The sequence below is a fragment of the Streptomyces sp. NPDC002701 genome (assembly GCF_042889045.1).
Taxonomy (GTDB): Bacteria; Actinomycetota; Actinomycetes; order Streptomycetales; family Streptomycetaceae; genus Streptomyces.
Genome location: NZ_JBIAQL010000006.1, coordinates 40,236 through 55,343 on the forward strand (window position 1 = coordinate 40,236; position 15,108 = coordinate 55,343).

At 72.9% G+C, this 15,108-nt stretch carries 12 protein-coding genes; 6 read left to right on the forward strand and 6 right to left on the reverse strand.

What is annotated here, in order from left to right:
- Positions 1 to 183 precede the first annotated feature (183 nt).
- The 4 genes from shc to ACFYXC_RS18895 all read left to right on the forward strand — a co-directional run bounded on the left by shc (position 184) and on the right by ACFYXC_RS18895 (position 4,785).
- A complete protein-coding gene (gene shc / locus ACFYXC_RS18880; RefSeq protein ID WP_389553472.1) occupies positions 184 to 2,109 on the forward strand; it encodes a squalene--hopene cyclase in 1,926 nt (641 codons plus the stop codon).
- 100 nt (positions 2,110 to 2,209) lie between these two features.
- Positions 2,210 to 3,589 carry a cytochrome P450 gene (locus ACFYXC_RS18885; protein ID WP_389552924.1) on the forward strand — a complete coding sequence of 460 codons (1,380 nt, stop codon included), beginning with the start codon at positions 2,210 to 2,212 and terminating at the stop codon, positions 3,587 to 3,589.
- Between the two features lie 60 nt (positions 3,590 to 3,649).
- Entirely contained in the window at positions 3,650 to 3,901 is a 252-nt protein-coding gene (locus ACFYXC_RS18890; RefSeq protein WP_389552927.1) for an acyltransferase family protein, read from the forward strand.
- Between the two features lie 23 nt (positions 3,902 to 3,924).
- Positions 3,925 to 4,785, forward strand: a complete 861-nt coding sequence (locus ACFYXC_RS18895) for an acyltransferase family protein (RefSeq protein WP_389552930.1) — start codon at positions 3,925 to 3,927, stop codon at positions 4,783 to 4,785.
- Between the two features lie 72 nt (positions 4,786 to 4,857).
- On the opposite strand, the gene ACFYXC_RS18900 is transcribed toward ACFYXC_RS18895, so the two are convergent.
- The 3 genes from ACFYXC_RS18900 to ACFYXC_RS18910 all read right to left on the reverse strand — a co-directional run bounded on the left by ACFYXC_RS18900 (position 4,858) and on the right by ACFYXC_RS18910 (position 6,966).
- The gene (locus tag ACFYXC_RS18900; protein WP_389552933.1) at positions 4,858 to 5,154 is read right to left on the reverse strand and encodes an ANTAR domain-containing protein; all 297 of its coding nucleotides are present in this window, start codon (positions 5,152 to 5,154) and stop codon (positions 4,858 to 4,860) included.
- Between the two features lie 127 nt (positions 5,155 to 5,281).
- A complete protein-coding gene (locus ACFYXC_RS18905) occupies positions 5,282 to 5,641 on the reverse strand; it encodes an STAS domain-containing protein (protein ID WP_389552936.1) in 360 nt (119 codons plus the stop codon).
- Positions 5,638 to 6,966 carry a PP2C family protein-serine/threonine phosphatase gene (locus ACFYXC_RS18910; protein ID WP_389552938.1) on the reverse strand — a complete coding sequence of 443 codons (1,329 nt, stop codon included), beginning with the start codon at positions 6,964 to 6,966 and terminating at the stop codon, positions 5,638 to 5,640. Before ACFYXC_RS18910 ends, ACFYXC_RS18905 begins: the two co-directional genes overlap by 4 nt.
- Positions 6,967 to 7,165: 199 nt before the next feature.
- Between ACFYXC_RS18910 and ACFYXC_RS18915 the strand changes: the two genes are divergently transcribed.
- Positions 7,166 to 11,323, forward strand: a complete 4,158-nt coding sequence (locus ACFYXC_RS18915) for a SpoIIE family protein phosphatase (protein WP_389552941.1) — start codon at positions 7,166 to 7,168, stop codon at positions 11,321 to 11,323.
- Positions 11,320 to 11,634, forward strand: a complete 315-nt coding sequence (locus ACFYXC_RS18920; RefSeq protein WP_388909218.1) for an STAS domain-containing protein — start codon at positions 11,320 to 11,322, stop codon at positions 11,632 to 11,634. The genes ACFYXC_RS18915 and ACFYXC_RS18920 overlap by 4 nt, the downstream gene beginning before the upstream one ends.
- Positions 11,635 to 11,676: 42 nt before the next feature.
- On the opposite strand, the gene ACFYXC_RS18925 is transcribed toward ACFYXC_RS18920, so the two are convergent.
- From ACFYXC_RS18925 to ACFYXC_RS18935, 3 genes are all read right to left on the reverse strand, one after another.
- Complete coding sequence (locus ACFYXC_RS18925) at positions 11,677 to 12,555, reverse strand: SDR family NAD(P)-dependent oxidoreductase (RefSeq protein WP_389552944.1); 879 nt, start codon at positions 12,553 to 12,555, stop codon at positions 11,677 to 11,679.
- A gap of 190 nt (positions 12,556 to 12,745) precedes the next feature.
- Complete coding sequence (locus ACFYXC_RS18930) at positions 12,746 to 14,242, reverse strand: glycosyltransferase (protein WP_389552946.1); 1,497 nt, start codon at positions 14,240 to 14,242, stop codon at positions 12,746 to 12,748.
- A gap of 11 nt (positions 14,243 to 14,253) precedes the next feature.
- On the reverse strand, positions 14,254 to 15,072 hold the full coding sequence (locus ACFYXC_RS18935) for a glycosyltransferase family 2 protein (protein WP_389552949.1): 819 nt from the start codon (positions 15,070 to 15,072) through the stop codon (positions 14,254 to 14,256).
- Positions 15,073 to 15,108 lie beyond the last annotated feature (36 nt).

Here is a 15,108-nt window from a genome sequence, read left to right on the forward strand (position 1 = left end):
TGTGCGCGCAGCCTTCGTGAGGATGCGCCACGGCGTGGCAGTGCCTCCACGGCGCGCGTGTGTGTGGCGCGCGGGACGACCCACTGTGTGTTTCGTGACGAACCATGAGGATGTGACGTGTCGAGGCAGCCTCACCAGGCCGAATCGGATTCCCTTCTCGCAGGGACCAGGCCGGCTCCCCGGGTGCCGCCGGTCGTGGACGCCGCCGGTGTCCCGGACGGTCAGGACAGCGTCCGGGCGGCGACCCGTGCCGCCGCCCGCGCCACCGACCTCCTGCTGTCCCTCCAGCACCGGGACGGCTGGTGGAAGGGCGACTTCGAGACGAACGTCACGATGGAGACCGAGGACCTGCTGCTGCGTGAGTTCCTCGACATCCGCACCTCCGAACAGACCCTCGCCACGGCCGCCTGGATCCGCTCCAAGCAGCGCTCCGACGGAACCTGGAGCACCCACCCGGGCGGACCGGCGGACCTGTCCACCACCATCGAGGGCTACATCGGGCTGCGCCTTGCCGGTGACGACGTACGGGCGCCCCACATGGCACACGCCGCCGCGTGGATCCGTACCCAGGGCGGCATCGCCCGGTCCCGCGTGTTCACCCGCATCTGGCTCGCCCTGTTCGGCTGGTGGAGATGGGAGGACCTGCCCGAACTCCCACCGGAACTGATCTACATGCCCAGGTGGGCACCGTTGAACCTCTACACCTTCAGCTGCTGGGCCCGTCAGACGATCGTCCCCCTGACGATCGTCTGCGCCCATCGCCCCACCGCCCCGGCCCCGTTCCCCCTCGACGAGCTGCACACCGACCCCGCGCGCCCCAACCCCGCCGTCCGCAGGAGCCCGGTGACATCCTGGGAGGGCGTCTTCCAGCGGCTGGACGGCGCGCTGCACCGATGGCGCGCCGTCGCCCCGTCCGTACTGCGGCGCGCGGCGATCCGTACGGCCGCCACCTGGATCATCCGGCGCCAGGAGGCCGACGGCTGCTTCAACGGCATCCAGCCGCCCCTGGTCTACTCGATCATCGCGCTGCGGCTGTGCGGCTTCAGCCTGAACCACCCCGTGCTGCGCGCGGCCCTGAAGGCCGCCGACGCGTTCATCGTGCGCACCCCGGACGGCCGGCGCTGGGTGGAGTCCTGCCAGTCCCCGGTGTGGGACACCTGCCTCGCCGTCACGGCACTCGCCGACAGTGGCCTCGCCCTCGACCACCCGGCGTTGCTCAAGGCCGCCGACTGGCTGCTGGAACGGGAGGTGACCACGCGCGGTGACTGGTCCGTCCGGCGCCCCCACCTCGCGCCGGGCGGCTGGGCGTTCGGCTTCCACAACCGTAACTACCCCGACACCGACGACACCGCCGAAGTGGTCCTGGCCCTCGCCCGGCTCCGGCATCCCGACCACGCCCGCCTGACCGGCGCGGTCGACCGGGCGGTGGCCTGGAGCATCGGTATGCAGTCGCGGGGTGGCGGCTGGGGCGCCTACGACGCCGACAACAGCAGCTCGCTCTCCACCAGGCTGCCGTTCTGCGACTTCGGCGAGGTCACCGATCCGCCGTCGGCCGATGTGACCGCCCATGTGGTGGAGATGCTCGCCGCCGTCGGCCTGGCCGGCCACCCCGCCGCCCGCAGGGGCATCGACTGGCTCCTCGCGGAACAGGAGCAGGACGGCTCCTGGTACGGCCGCTGGGGAGTCAACCACGTCTACGGCACCGGCACCGTCGTACCGGCGCTCATCGGCGCGGGCATCCCGGCCGACCACCCGGCCGTCCGGCGGGCGGTCCGCTGGCTGACGGACCATCAGAACCCGGACGGCGGCTGGGGGGAGAAGTGGGAGTCCTACACCGACCCGGCCTGGCGGGGCCGAGGCCCCTCGACGGCCTCCCAGACGGCCTGGGCCCTGCTGGGTCTGCTCGCCGCGGGGGAACACGACAGCGACGCCGTCGCCGACGGGGTGCGCCGGCTGGCCGCCACCCAGCGCGAGGACGGAACCTGGGACGAGCCCGAGTACACCGGCACCGGTTTCCCCGGCGCCCTGCCGCTGAACTACCACCTGTACCGGCTGGTGTACCCCCTCAGCGCCCTGGGCCGCTACCTGAAGGCCACGAACCCGGGCTGATCCACGAGAAACGCCCTGGCCGCCGGCTCGCGGCCAGCCCGACGTCCCACGGCGTCCGAACCATCCGCACCCTCCGCCAGCCCCCGCAGACAGGACCCCCATGCCCCCCTTGCACAACGCCACCCTGCAGCAGGGCCCTGCGTCCGGCGGCACCGCGCCGGTGGACCGCGGGGGAGTCCCGGTGGTCTCGGGCGCACTGCCGGGACTCGGGCATCTGCCCGCCTTCATGAGCGACGCGACCGGCGTCCTGCGCCGCGGCTACGCCGAACACGGCCGCCTCTTCGGACTGCGGCTGGCCGGTGTGCCCGCCGTGGTCATGCTGGCTCCCGAACACCGCAAGGAGATCGTCGCCCGCCCTGAGGAGACGCTGTCGATCGCCGCGTCCTACCCCTTCCTGAAGACGATGTTCGGCAACGACTTCTACTTCATGGCCGAGACCCCCGAATACCGGCGCCAACGGGCCCTGTACGTACCGGTCTTCCGCGGCGCCGCCCTCCACGACTACCTCACGGTCATGGAGGACCACACCCGACAGCTGGTCCACCGCATGGGCGAGGCCGGTGAGCTGGACATCGTGAGCACCTGCGCCGAGCTCAACCTGCGGATCATCGCGGACACCTTCTTCGGAGCCGACCTCGGCCACCACCTCGCCGACACCCTCGCGACCTTCGAGGACTTCTCCGCCAACGTCAGCTTCCTGCTGCCGCCCTGGATGCGCCCCACCCGGGCACTGCGCAGCCGCACCGCCCGCCGGCACCTGCACACCGTGGTCCGGCACTGCCTCGCCGAGCGGCGCGCACACCCCCGCCCCGGGGCGGACTTCCTCCAGTCCCTGTGCGAGAGCCGCTACCCCGACGGCAGGCCGGTGCCGGACAGTTCCACCGTCCACCAGGCCCTGGGACTGGTCTGGGCCGCCCGCGAGACCACCTCGGGACAACTCGCCTGGGCCCTGGCCGACCTGCTGACCCACCCCGAGCACCATCCCGCCCTCCTCGCCGAACAGCGGCACCTCGGCACGGGCGGCGCGCTCACCACGGAGAGCCTGCACCGGCTCACCCACCTGGACCACGTGCTCTACGAATCCGAGCGGCTGCACCCCCTGGCCATCCTCATCGCCCGCAGGGCCCTGAGCGACCTGCGCATCGGCACCTGTGCCGTCCCGCGCGGCACGATGGTCCTCACCTCCCCCTACCTCGTCCACCGGCTGCCGGAGGAGTTCCCCGACCCCGAGGCGTTCCGCCCCGAGCGCTATGCCGAGGACCCCCAGGCCGTCCAGCGACTCCTCGGCTTCGGCGCGGGAGTCCACCGCTGCCTGGGCCAACGCTTCGCCCGCCTGGAGACCAAGGTCCTCGTCACCCTCCTGCTGCGCCACTTCCACCTGGAACTCCTCGACACCCCGACCCCGGTCACCGGCCTGGCCCCCCGCGGACTGAGCGGCCCGTGCCGCCTGCGCTACCGGCGCCGCGCCGACAGCGCCTAGGGAGTCCGGCGCCGCGGAGAAGGACGGCGGGGCACCCGCCCCGACACGGAGGGCCCGGACATGACCCCCACCACCACAGCCGCCACCGGCACCTACCTGCCGTCGCTCACCGGCCTGCGCGCCGTCGCCGCACTGGGCATCTTCTGTTTCCACGCGGCACTGCTGGGCTGCGCGGACCGCTCACCCCCCGGTCCGCTGGTGGCGATGGGCCCGCCCTGCGTGTCGTTCTTCTTCGTCCTGAGCGGCTACCTCCTGGCCCGCTCCGCCCGCCCGGCCTCGAACCGCGGGCGGTCTTCTGGCGCCGCCGCCTGACCCGGCTCTACCCGGTCCACCTGGTGCTGACGGTGCTCGTCGTCGCCGGACTCGCGTTCGCCGTTCCGGCCGCCGCGGGCACGGCCCTCGTCTCCGCGCTGCCCAGCGTGTTCCTGGTACAGGCATGGCTGCCGGACTTCCGGTACGTCCTCGGCGGCAACGGCTCGTCCTGGCCGCTGGCGTGCGAAGTGTTCTTCTACGCCCTCTTCCCGGTGCTGTGGGCCGCGGTCGACAAGGTCCCCCGGTCCCTGCTGCTGCCCGCCGCCGGGTGCGCCGCCGCGGCGACCTGGGCGGTGGCCGCGCTCGCCCACGCCGTGGTCCCCGGCGGGGCACCCCTGCCGCAGGCGCCCTTCACCGTGTCGCAGGCCCAGCTGTGGGCCGTCTACTCGTTCCCGCCGGCCCGGCTGCCGGAGTTCGTCCTGGGCATGCTGCTGACCCGGCTGCCCCGCACCGGCCGCGCCTCCCGGATCGGGGTCGGTACGGCCACCGCCGTGCTCGGCGTCACCGTGGTGGCAGGGTGGTACCTCCTCCCCCAGGTGTTCTGCCTGGCGGCGACCACCGTGGTACCCGTCGCGCTGCTCATCCACGCGGCCACCGCCGCGGACCTCAAGGGCAGGCCCTCGTACCCGAGGGCGTCACCGATGCTCTTCCTGGGCAGGATCTCGCACCCCTTCTGCCAAGGGCACTCCCTGCTCGTCGCGGCCCTGTACCTCACCTTCGGAACGGCCCTCCCCGTACTGACCGCGGCCGCGGCCCTGCCCCTGGCGGTGGCCTTCGCCTGGCTGCTGCACCGTTATGTCGAACAGCCCTGCGCCAGACGCCTGTCCCCGGCCCGGCGGGGCGCGGCCCGGCCGGCCCTGGACCGCTCGGAGTCCGGCAAGTGACCGGGTGCCGAGGTCGGCGGGACCTCGCCGCGGAGCAGCCGCCCGGCACCTGACGCGGCACGGCGTACGGTCTCACCCCGCGCTGTCCGGCCGCCCGCCGGGCTGCACGTGTTCGAGCTGCCGCTCCAGCTCCTTGCGGATGGCGGCGCCGAGTTGCCCCGTCCGGGCGAAGGCGACCACATGTTCCGCGACCTGCCGCAGCTTGATGTTGGTCCGCTGAGAGACCGCCCGAAGGACTTCCCAGCCCTGCACGGGTGTCAGCCGTCCCAGGACGATCACGACGCCTATCGCCTGGTCGACCACGGCATGTGCGTGCACCGCCTCCTGCAGCTGCGCGTTCTCACCCTGCAGCCTCTCCAACCGCTCCACCGCGCGTTCCTCCACCGCATCCTGACCACCGGGCGCCCGCGGCGCCCTTCTCCCAGAGCTACTGCCCGGCAAAAGGTGAAGGAGCCCTGTCCGGTTTCGACCACCGATGAGATCATCGCCACTGGGCTCAGGACTGCAGGGCGGTGGCCGCCTCCTCCGGGGTGGCGTAGAAGGCGAACACCTGGTCGAGCCCGATGAGTTCGAAGATACGCATCTGGTCCGGGCTGACGCCGGTGAGGCTGAGCTGTGTGCCGGCGGCGAGCGAGCGGTTGTAGGCGGTGATGAGCACCGAGATGCCGGTCGAGTCGCAGTAGGTGAGCCCCGACAGATCGATGATCACGCTCTGCTCGCTGAACGGAGCCTCGTTGACGGCCTCCGTCAGCAGGTTGGAGGTGTGGTGGTCCAGCTCGCCCGCCACCACCAGGAGAAAGGCTTTCGCGGTGACGTGGCGTGGCGTGACGGTCAGTAGACGTGCGGGCTCGGTCACCTGTTCTCCTGAAAAGAGGTTCCGGGGTGTGCGGGTACGGAGAGCGCCATGAGGGCGGTGTCGTCGTTGACGCCGTCGCCGAGTTCGTCGAGGAGCGCCTCGACGCTGTTCAGCAGAGCGTGCTGGGGATCGTCCGTGGCGCGGTCGGTGCCGCCGGCGAGATACCGGGCGAGGCCGTCCTCGCCGAGCAGCGCGCCGTCGGGAGTGCGGGCTTCGGTGAGGCCGTCCGTGTAGAGCAGAAGACTCTCACCCGGGGACAGTCTGATGCTGGTCTGGACGAACCGGGGGCTGGGCAGCATGCCGACGAGCTGTCCGCCCATGGTGGAGACCGGCCGGACGGTGCCGTCGGCGCGCAGGGCGAGCGCCGGCGGGTGGCCGCCACCGGCCAGCGCGACGGTGAAGGAACCGTCGGACAGGGGCTGGAGCACCCCGAAGACCGCCGTGCAGTAGCGGGGATCGCTGCCCTGGTACTCGCCCTTCAGCACGAGGTCGAGATTGGCCAGCGCGGCGCACGGATCGGGGTCGTAGATGGCGGCCGCGCGCAGGGTGTACCGGGTCAGCGAGGTCAGTGCGGCGGCGTCCGCGCCCTTGCCGCAGACGTCGCCGATGAAGAAGGCCCACCGGCCGTCGTCGAGGGGGAACAGGTCGTAGAAGTCGCCTCCCACCTCGTGCGGGGAGGCCGTGTGATAGGCGGCCGCCGCCTTCAGGCCGGGCACCTTGGGGAGGGTCGGGGGCAGCAGGGTGCGCTGCAGGGCGCGGGCGAGGCGCTCGGCCTCGGTCCGCCGCTCGCGCTCGGCGGCGATCGTGCGCGCGGCGGACAGCCGCGACTCGAGTTCGTCCATGACGAGAGCGGCCAGGTCCTGCAAGGAGGCGAGCTGGGCGCGGGTCGCCCGGCGCGGCCGGGTGTCGAGGACGTCGACCGTGCCCAGGCGTCTGCCGTCCGGGGTCGTCAGGGGAGCGGCGGCGTAGAAGCGGACGCCGGGGTCGCCCACGACGAGCGGATGGTCCTGGGCGCGGGGATCGGTACGCGCGTCGGTGACCACGTACGGCCCGTCCTGCAGGACGGCGGACGCGCGCAGCCCCGGGGCGCGGTCCGTCCGCGTCGTCCCGGCCGGCCCGTGGGCCGCCAGGAAGCGGACCTGGTCGGCGTCGACGATCGCCACCGTGGCCATGGGCGCGTCGAAGATCCGGGCGGCCAGTGCGGCGATCCGGTCGTACGTCCCGTCCGACGGGGTCTCCAGGGCGCGGTACCGCAGCACCGCGGCCAGCCGGGCCCCCTCGTCGGCCGGCGGCGCCGGGAAAGTCGTCGACGGCGTCGTCGTCATCTCTGTCCGTTACCCCCGCTGCTCGGCCCGCTGCCCGCCCGAGCGATGGAGTCCCGGTCGATTGGCCTATCCTACGAAGTCGTTTCTGTCGACTGCCAGGCCCCCGGGTGATCACCGCACGTCGTGGACGTCGTGCAGTGTTCCCGCAGGTCCGGCCCGCGGTGCGGTCGGCGGACAGGTGCGACGGAAGGGGTGTCCAGTGACGCGTTCGGAAGGCGCCGACCACGAGCGCGCCGTGGGCGCCGGGGCCGGCGTGTTCGCCGCCGACGCGGAGATCGGGCAGGACCTCGCGCGGGTGGACTGGTCGGCGACCCCGCTGGGTCCGCCGGACCAGTGGCCGCAGAGCCTGCAGACGGCGGTGAGCATCCTGCTGTCGTCCCGGTTCTCCATGTGGATGGCGTGGGGCGAGGAGCTGACGTTCTTCTGCAACGCGGCCTACCGGCGCGACACCCTCGGCCAGAAGTACCCCTGGGCCCTTGGCCGGCCGGCGAGCGAGGTCTGGACGGAGATCTGGGGCGACATCGGCCCCCGGATCGACACCGTGATGACCACGGGGGAGGCGACCTGGGACGAGGCCCTGCTGCTGTTCGTGGAGCGGTCCGGCTACACGGAGGAGAGCTACCACACCTTCTCCTACAGCCCGCTGCGCGACGACGACGGCACGGTGGTCGGCATGCTGTGCGTGGTGAGCGAGGAGACCGAGCGGGTCATCGGCGAACGCCGGATGACGACGCTGCGCGACCTCGGCTCGGACCCCAGTGTGGTGCGCACCGAGCAGGAGATCCTGGCCTTCGCCGACCAGCAGCTGAGCCGCAACCCGCAGGACCTGCCGTTCACGCTGACGTACCTCTTCCGGCCCGACGGTTCCGCGCAGCTGACGGGCGGCAACGGAATGCCCGCCGGGCACCCGGCCGCCCCCGCCGTCCTGCCGCCCGACGGCGGTGTCTGGCCCGTGGCCGAGGTGGCCGACGGGGAATCCGTGCTGATGCCGCTGGCCGACGCACCGTTCACGCGGCTGCCGGCCGGCAACTGGACGAAGCCGCCCACACAGGCCCTGGTGACGCCGCTGCTGCAGCAGGGCGGCACCCCGTACGGGTTCCTCGTGGCCGGCCTCAACCCCTTCCGGGCGCTGGACGACGGCTACCGCGGCTTCGTGGAGCTGCTCGCCGGACACCTGTCGGCGGGGATCGCGAGTGCCCGCAGCTACGAGGCACAGCAGCGCAGGGCGGAGGAGCTGGCCGAGCTGGACCGGGCCAAGACGGCCTTCTTCTCCAACATCAGCCATGAGTTCCGTACCCCGCTGACCCTGATCATGGGGCCGCTGGAGGAACTGCGTGCCCGGTTCACGGACGGCGACCGCCGGGTCCGGGAGGACCTGGACGTCGTCCACCGCAACGGCCTCAGACTCGGCAAGCTGGTCAACACCCTGCTGGACTTCTCCCGCATCGAAGCGGGGCGGATGCAGGCCACCTACGAGCCGGTGGACCTGCCGGCCCTGACCGGCGAACTGGCCAGCGTCTTCCGCTCCGCGGTGGAGAAGGCCGGTCTCGTCTACGAGGTCGACTGCCCTCCGCTCGACGAGCCGGTCTTCCTGGACCGCGGCATGTGGGAGAAGGTGGTCCTCAACCTGCTGAGCAACGCGCTGAAGTTCACCTTCGACGGCTCCGTCCGGGTCACCGTGCGGGCCGAGGACGCGCAGGCGGTGGTGACGATCGCCGACACCGGCATCGGGGTCGCGGCCGACGAGGTGCCCCGCCTCTTCGAGCGGTTCCACCGCATCGAGAACGCCCGCTCCCGCTCCAACGAGGGCAGCGGCATCGGGCTGGCCCTGGTGCAGGAACTGATCGGCCTGCACGGCGGCACCATCACCGCCGACAGCACCGAGGGCGAGGGGACACGCTTCACCATCCGCCTGCCCTTCGGCACGGCCCACCTGCCCGCCGCGTCCGTGGCACCGGCCGGCGACACCCGCGCCCTGCCCTCGGCCGACCCCTACCTCCAGGAAGCGCTGCGCTGGCTTCCCGACGACGACGAGCGGCCGGCCGTGCCGCACGCCGATGCCGGCACGTCCCCGGACCGTCCCTCCGGGCCGGGCGCGACCGCACGCGTGCTGGTGGCGGACGACAACGCCGACATGCGCGACTACCTGACGCGCATCCTGACCGGCGCCGGATACCGGGTCGACACCGTCGACGACGGCGCCCAGGCCCTGGCGGCCGTCCGCGCCCAGGCTCCCGACCTCGTGGTCAGCGATGTCATGATGCCGGAACTCGACGGCCTGTCCCTGGTGGCGGAGCTGCGCGAGGACCCGCGTACCGCCGCCGTACCCGTGCTGCTGCTGTCCGCCCGGGCCGGGCAGGAGGCATCGATCGAGGGCCTGCAGGCCGGCGCCGACGACTACCTGGTCAAGCCGTTCGCCGCCGCCGAACTGCTCGCCAGGGTCCGGGCCAACATGGAGCTGGCGCGGCTGCGCAACCACCAGGCGCGCTGGCGGGCCGCGCTGGTGGACTCCCTGCAGGAGGCGTTCTTCGTGTGCGACGAGGACGGCGCGGTCATCGAGATCAACACCGCCTTCACCGACATCCTCGGCTACGGGCCGGAAGGACTGCCGTACCAGCCGATCCACCCCTGGTGGCCGGACGCCGGCACCGATGCCGGCGCCCACGACCAGGTCGCCGCCGCCTTCTCCCAGCTGGTGGGCAACTCCAAGGGCTCCTACACCATCCCGGTCAGCCACCGGGACGGACACCGGGTGTGGGTGACGGCCATGTTCAGTGAGGCCCAGGACCCCGACACCGGGAGCCAGGTGATCGTCGGCACCTTCCGCGATGTCACCGCCGAGCACTACGCCATCCAGCGGGAGAGCGCCCAGGCCGCGCTCAACATGCGGGTGAGCCGGGCGACCAGCCTGCCCGAGGCGCTGGCGGGCGCGCTGGCCGAGCTGAAGGACCTGTGGAGTGCCCGGCGCGTACTGGCCGTGGTGCGCCCTCAGGGCCAGGAACCGGCGGTGCTCTCCACCCACCAGGACCTGACCTGGCAGACGCTGTCCGCCCAGCGACGGGACACCTTCGCCGACTGGCTGGAGCAGCCGCCTCTCACGGCGGTCTCGGACGCCGACGGGGCGGGCATCACGGTGAACCACCCCGAGGGCCCCATGGTGCTGCACATCAGCCTCAGCGAGAACCGCCACTTCACCGACGAGGACCAGCTCCTGCTGTCCCTGATCGCCGGACAGCTCGCCCAGGCGCTGGCCCGCGCCCACCAGATCGACCAGCAGCGCGAGACCGCCATCGCCCTGCAGCGAGCCATCCTCGGCCCTTCCCACCTGCCGGCGGGCTTCGCCGTCCGCTACGAGCCCGCCACCCGTCCGCTGGAAGTCGGCGGCGACTGGTACGACACCGTCACCCTGCCCGACGGACGCATCGGCATCGTCGTCGGCGACTGCGTCGGACACGGCCTCCAAGCGGCCACCGTGATGGGACAACTGCGCAGCGCCTGCCGTGCCCTGCTCCTGCAGGACGCCAGCCCCGCCAAGACGCTCATGGCCCTGGACCACTTCGCCGCGGGCGTCGCCGGCGCCCTGTGCACCACCGTCTTCTGCGGCGTCCTGGACCCCGGGACCGGCGAACTGACGTACTCCAGCGCTGGCCACCCGCCGGGCATCCTCACGCATCCGAACGGCACCACCGCCCTGCTCGAAGGGGGGCGTTCCATCCCGCTGGCCGTCCGCCCGGGCCGGCACCGGCCCGAAGCCAGCTGCACCGTCCCGGCTCGCGCCACCCTCCTGCTCTACACCGACGGCCTCGTCGAGCGCCGGAGCCGTCCGCTGACCGCCGGCATCGACCAGGCCAGCGAAGCCGTCCAGGACGGCCGGGACGCCGCCGTGGACGATCTCGCCACCGAGGTCCTGGCCCGGCTCGCCCCCGTGAACGGCTACGACGACGACGTCGCCCTGCTGCTGTACCGCCACCCGGCTCCGCTGGAGATGAGTTTCCCCGCCGAGTCCTCTCAGCTGGCGCCGGTCCGCAAGGCGCTGCGCAGCTGGCTCGGGCAGTGCGAACTGCCGCCGCACATGGTGCAGAGCGTGCTGGTGGCCGCCGGTGAGGCATGTGCCAACGCGGTGGAGCACGGCCACCGCGACACCCCGGGCGAGACCGTACGCCTGCGCGCGGAGGCCCACGTCGACGTCCTGCACCTGACCATCGCCGACAGCGGCCGCTGGAAGCAGCCCCAGCCGCACCTGAACACCCATCGTGGCCGCGGAGTCGGCCTGATGAACGCACTGATGCAGCAGGTCACCATCACCGCCGACCCGGCCGGCACCACCGTCGACATGCACACGAGGATCGCCCGATGACCACTCCGCTCACCCTGATCCCCGGTCACCAACCGGACGGCAGCCCGCTGTTGACGGTCGTCGGCGAGATCGACATGACCAACACCGGTGCCCTGGCCGACGCCCTCGACAAGGCCGAGGGGTTCCTCGTCGTCGACCTGACCGCCGTGGAGTACCTCGACAGCGCCGGGCTGAGCGTCCTGTTCGCGCATGCCGACCGCATCCGGCTCATCGCCACGCCCCTGCTGGGACCGGTCCTGAACATCTCGGGCCTCACCGAGCTGACCAGCGTCCAGGGCCTGACCCCCGACGGGCCGCCCGACGACCGGTGACCGCTCGCCCGCGCGTCCCGCCCGGCCGGCGCCCGCCGAGGATCAGCCGCCGGCCTTCGGGTAGTGCTTGCGCAGGTCGGAGGTCGTCATCCGGTCGAGCACCCGGTCGGGGAGGAAACGGGAGGCACGGATGAGGAAGGTGGCCGTCGCGCCGACGGTGTAGCGCGTGCGGGGCCTGCGGGCGGTGGCGGCCTCGGCGATCGTACGGGCCGCGGTGTCGGGGGTGACGCCGGCCTTGGTGAACGCCGCGACGTGGGAGGGCAGCGCCCGCACCAGGGTGCCGTAGCGCGTGCGCTGCTCCGGGGTCATCCGGGCAGCGAGGCGGCTCAGGTCCGCGGTGCCGCGGCCGGCCATGTCGGTCTGCACGCCGCCCGGTTCGACGACCACCACCTGCACGCCGTGCGGGGCCAGTTCGTTGCGCAGCGCGTCGCTCACCGCCTCCATGGCGAACTTGCCGGCGGCGTACGGGCCGTAGCCCGCCATGGCGATCCTGCCGTTCAGCGAGGTGATGTTGACGACGCGGCCCCCACTGCGCACCAGCGCGGGGAGCAGGGCCTGGGTGATCGCGACGTGTCCGAGGACGTTCACCTCGAACAGGCGCCGCCATTCGTCGAGGGGCACCACCTCGACCGGCCCGGCGCCGGGGATGCCGGCGTTGTTGACCAGCGTTCGCAGGGCCCGCTTCCGGGGGTCGCCGTCGACGCGTGCCACCAGCGCCGCGATGTGTTCCTGACGGGTGATGTCCAGGATCACCGGCTCGATGCCGGCGGCGCGCAGCGCCTCGCCGTCGCTGTCGCGTCGCACGCCGGCGAGAACGTGAAACCCGCGGCGGGCCATGGCCCGCGCGGTGGCCGCGCCCATCCCCGTCGACGCGCCGGTCACGATCACGAGTTCCTGGGCTGCTGATGACTTACTGGGCACGGCGTGCTCCTCGGAAACGCGGTACGGGCCGAACAGGGGCGGGGCGAGCCGCCCTGCCCCCCTGATGACCACTGTCGGCCGGTGCGAGGCCGGCAGCCAGTGCACCCCGCGACGGCAGGAACGGGAGTACCACCCTCGCCTTCACCGGAGCTTCATGGAGTGAAGGCGGGATCCGGGTGACAAGCAGCCGTCACAAGTATCTGACGCCCCGTTCGGCGCTGCCCGCCAGGAAGCCGGAGAGGCGGGCGCCGTAGCGGATCCAGCGGCGGCGCAGGGCCGGGGAACGGGCGAGGTCGGGGGCGTGCAGCAGCAGCCAGGACCAGTTGGCGAGGACCGTCCGGTGGTCGCGGCGCTCGAAGCCGGCGTGGCGGTAGGCGGCGTACAGCTGGGCACCGGACCTGCCGTAGTTCCACTTCTGCCGGGCCAGGGACGTGAGTTCGGCGCGCAGCCGGTAGTGCATGCGGGCGTCGTGCGCGTAGCCGACCCTGTAGCCGCACAGGTGGGCCCGCCAGGAGAGGTCCATGTCCTCGCCGCCGCCCCGGTAGTTCTCGTCCCAGCCGCCGATCGTCGTCAACACGTCCTTCCAGGCGGCGCAGTTGGCGCCTCGCGCGAACGGCAGGAAGTCCGTCTGGCCGGTCATCGGCGCCGGCTGCTCGTCGGCGTACACCGGGCTGAGCACACTGCTGTCCAGGCTGCCGCCGATGAGGTCGGCGTCCGGGGCCGCGTCGGCCAGCGCGGCCAGCCAGCCGGGGTCGGCGACGTCGTCCGCGTCGCAGAAGGCGACGAAGTCACCGCGGGCGGCGGCGATCCCGCGGTTGCGCGCGTAGCTCTCGCCGGGGCGCTCGTGGGCGTCGACGATCCGCAGGGCGGGCAGGTCGGGGCGGGCCTTCTCGGCCACCTCGCGCGTCGCGTCGGTCGAGCCGTTGTCGACGACGAGGACCTCCCAGGGACCAATGCGGGTCTGCGAGGACAGCGCGCGCAACTGTGCCGGGAGGGTGAGCGCGCCGTTGCGGACGGGGATCACGACGGAGACGAGGTCCGGGGCGCGTCCGCGTCCGGCCGCCTCCTCCGGGGGCTCGTCGACGCGGGGGGTGAGGTGCGCGTCCCGTACGAGGCCCGAGCCGGCGGCGCGGGCGGCGGAGGCGGTGGTGGCGCTGTCGTCGGTCCGGCGCCGCACCAGCAGCCGCGGCACCATGACCCGGGCGGCCGTACGCCCGCTGGTGCCCAGCAGGTCGCGTCGTACGGCGTACGCGGCGCCGTCGAGACCGGGCGTCAGGGCGATGCCCTCGACCAGCGCGTCAGCCCGCACCCTGAGCGTGCCGCACTGGACGAGGCCGGCACCGTCGCGGGCCGCCCGGGCCAGGCGGCGCAGCCAGTCGGGGAGGGCCTCGTCACGGCCGTGCAGGAAGGCGACGTAGGGTGCCCGGGTGGCACGCGCGGCCCCGGCGCAGGCCCCGGCGGCGGTCCCGGGCGTGCAGGGTACGAAGTGCGGGCGGAGGTCCGGCGGCCCGTCCGCCGGGGCCGCCGCCGATCTGGTCGCCGGAGTGGTCGTCGAGGTGGTCGTGGGCGTGACCACCGTGATCGACGCCGGTGGCAGGGACTGGCGCAGCAGGCTGTGCACCGCGGGTTCCCACGCGCCCTCGGGCGCGGCGACGACCACGCCGATCGGGGGCAGGGGCGCTTCCATGCTCGTCACCCTCACCCGCCCACCGCGACCGGCTCCAGCGTGAAGTCGATGTCGTTGGGCGGCGCGAGCAGCAGGGGCAGCAGCTCCTCGCGGGTCGCCGCCTCACGACGGCGGCGCTCCTGTTCACTCATCGCCCGCGTGTAGGACAGGCGTTCGGCGGACCCGAAGCCCGTTCCGGGCGCCTGGGTCAGCGACTGGGGCCAGATCCGGTAGCGGTACAGGACGTGACGCACACTGCGCAGCCGGTACAGCCGGGCCGCCCGGAGATGGAAGTCGGTGTCCGCGCCCAGCCGGACCGTGCCGTCGAAGCCGCCGAGCCGTTCCAGGACCTCGCGGCGTACGACGGACGACGGGTGCAGCAGCACCGTCGAACGGCCGAGGCGCATCCACAGGTTGCCGTTGCGGGGCATCCGGCGCCGCCCCGTGCTCCGCCCCGCGGCGTCGATGTACTCGTAGGCGCAGCCCACGAGATCCGCCCTGCCCCGTTCCAGCAGGGGGAGCTGCCGACGCAGCCGGCCCGGCAGGCTGATGTCGTCGGCGTCCTGGAAGGCGATGTACGGGGTGTCCGCGCGTTGCAGGACCTTGTTCTTGATGCGCAGATGGCCGACGTTCTCCGAGGTGCGCAGGACGGTCAGCCGCGGGTCGTCGGCGTACGGGCGCAGCGCGGCCGTCCACGCCTCGTCGGGGGAGCAGTCGTCGACCACGACCAGCCGCAGGTCGGTCCGGTCCTGGGCGAGGACCGAGGCCGCCGCCGCGCCCAGATAACCGGCGCAGTCGTAGTGCGGCAGGACGACGGTGACCGCCGCCTCCTTGAGTGCCGAGGTCCGCACGGCGTCTCCCCTCCGGGGCCGCCGCAGCGGGCGGCC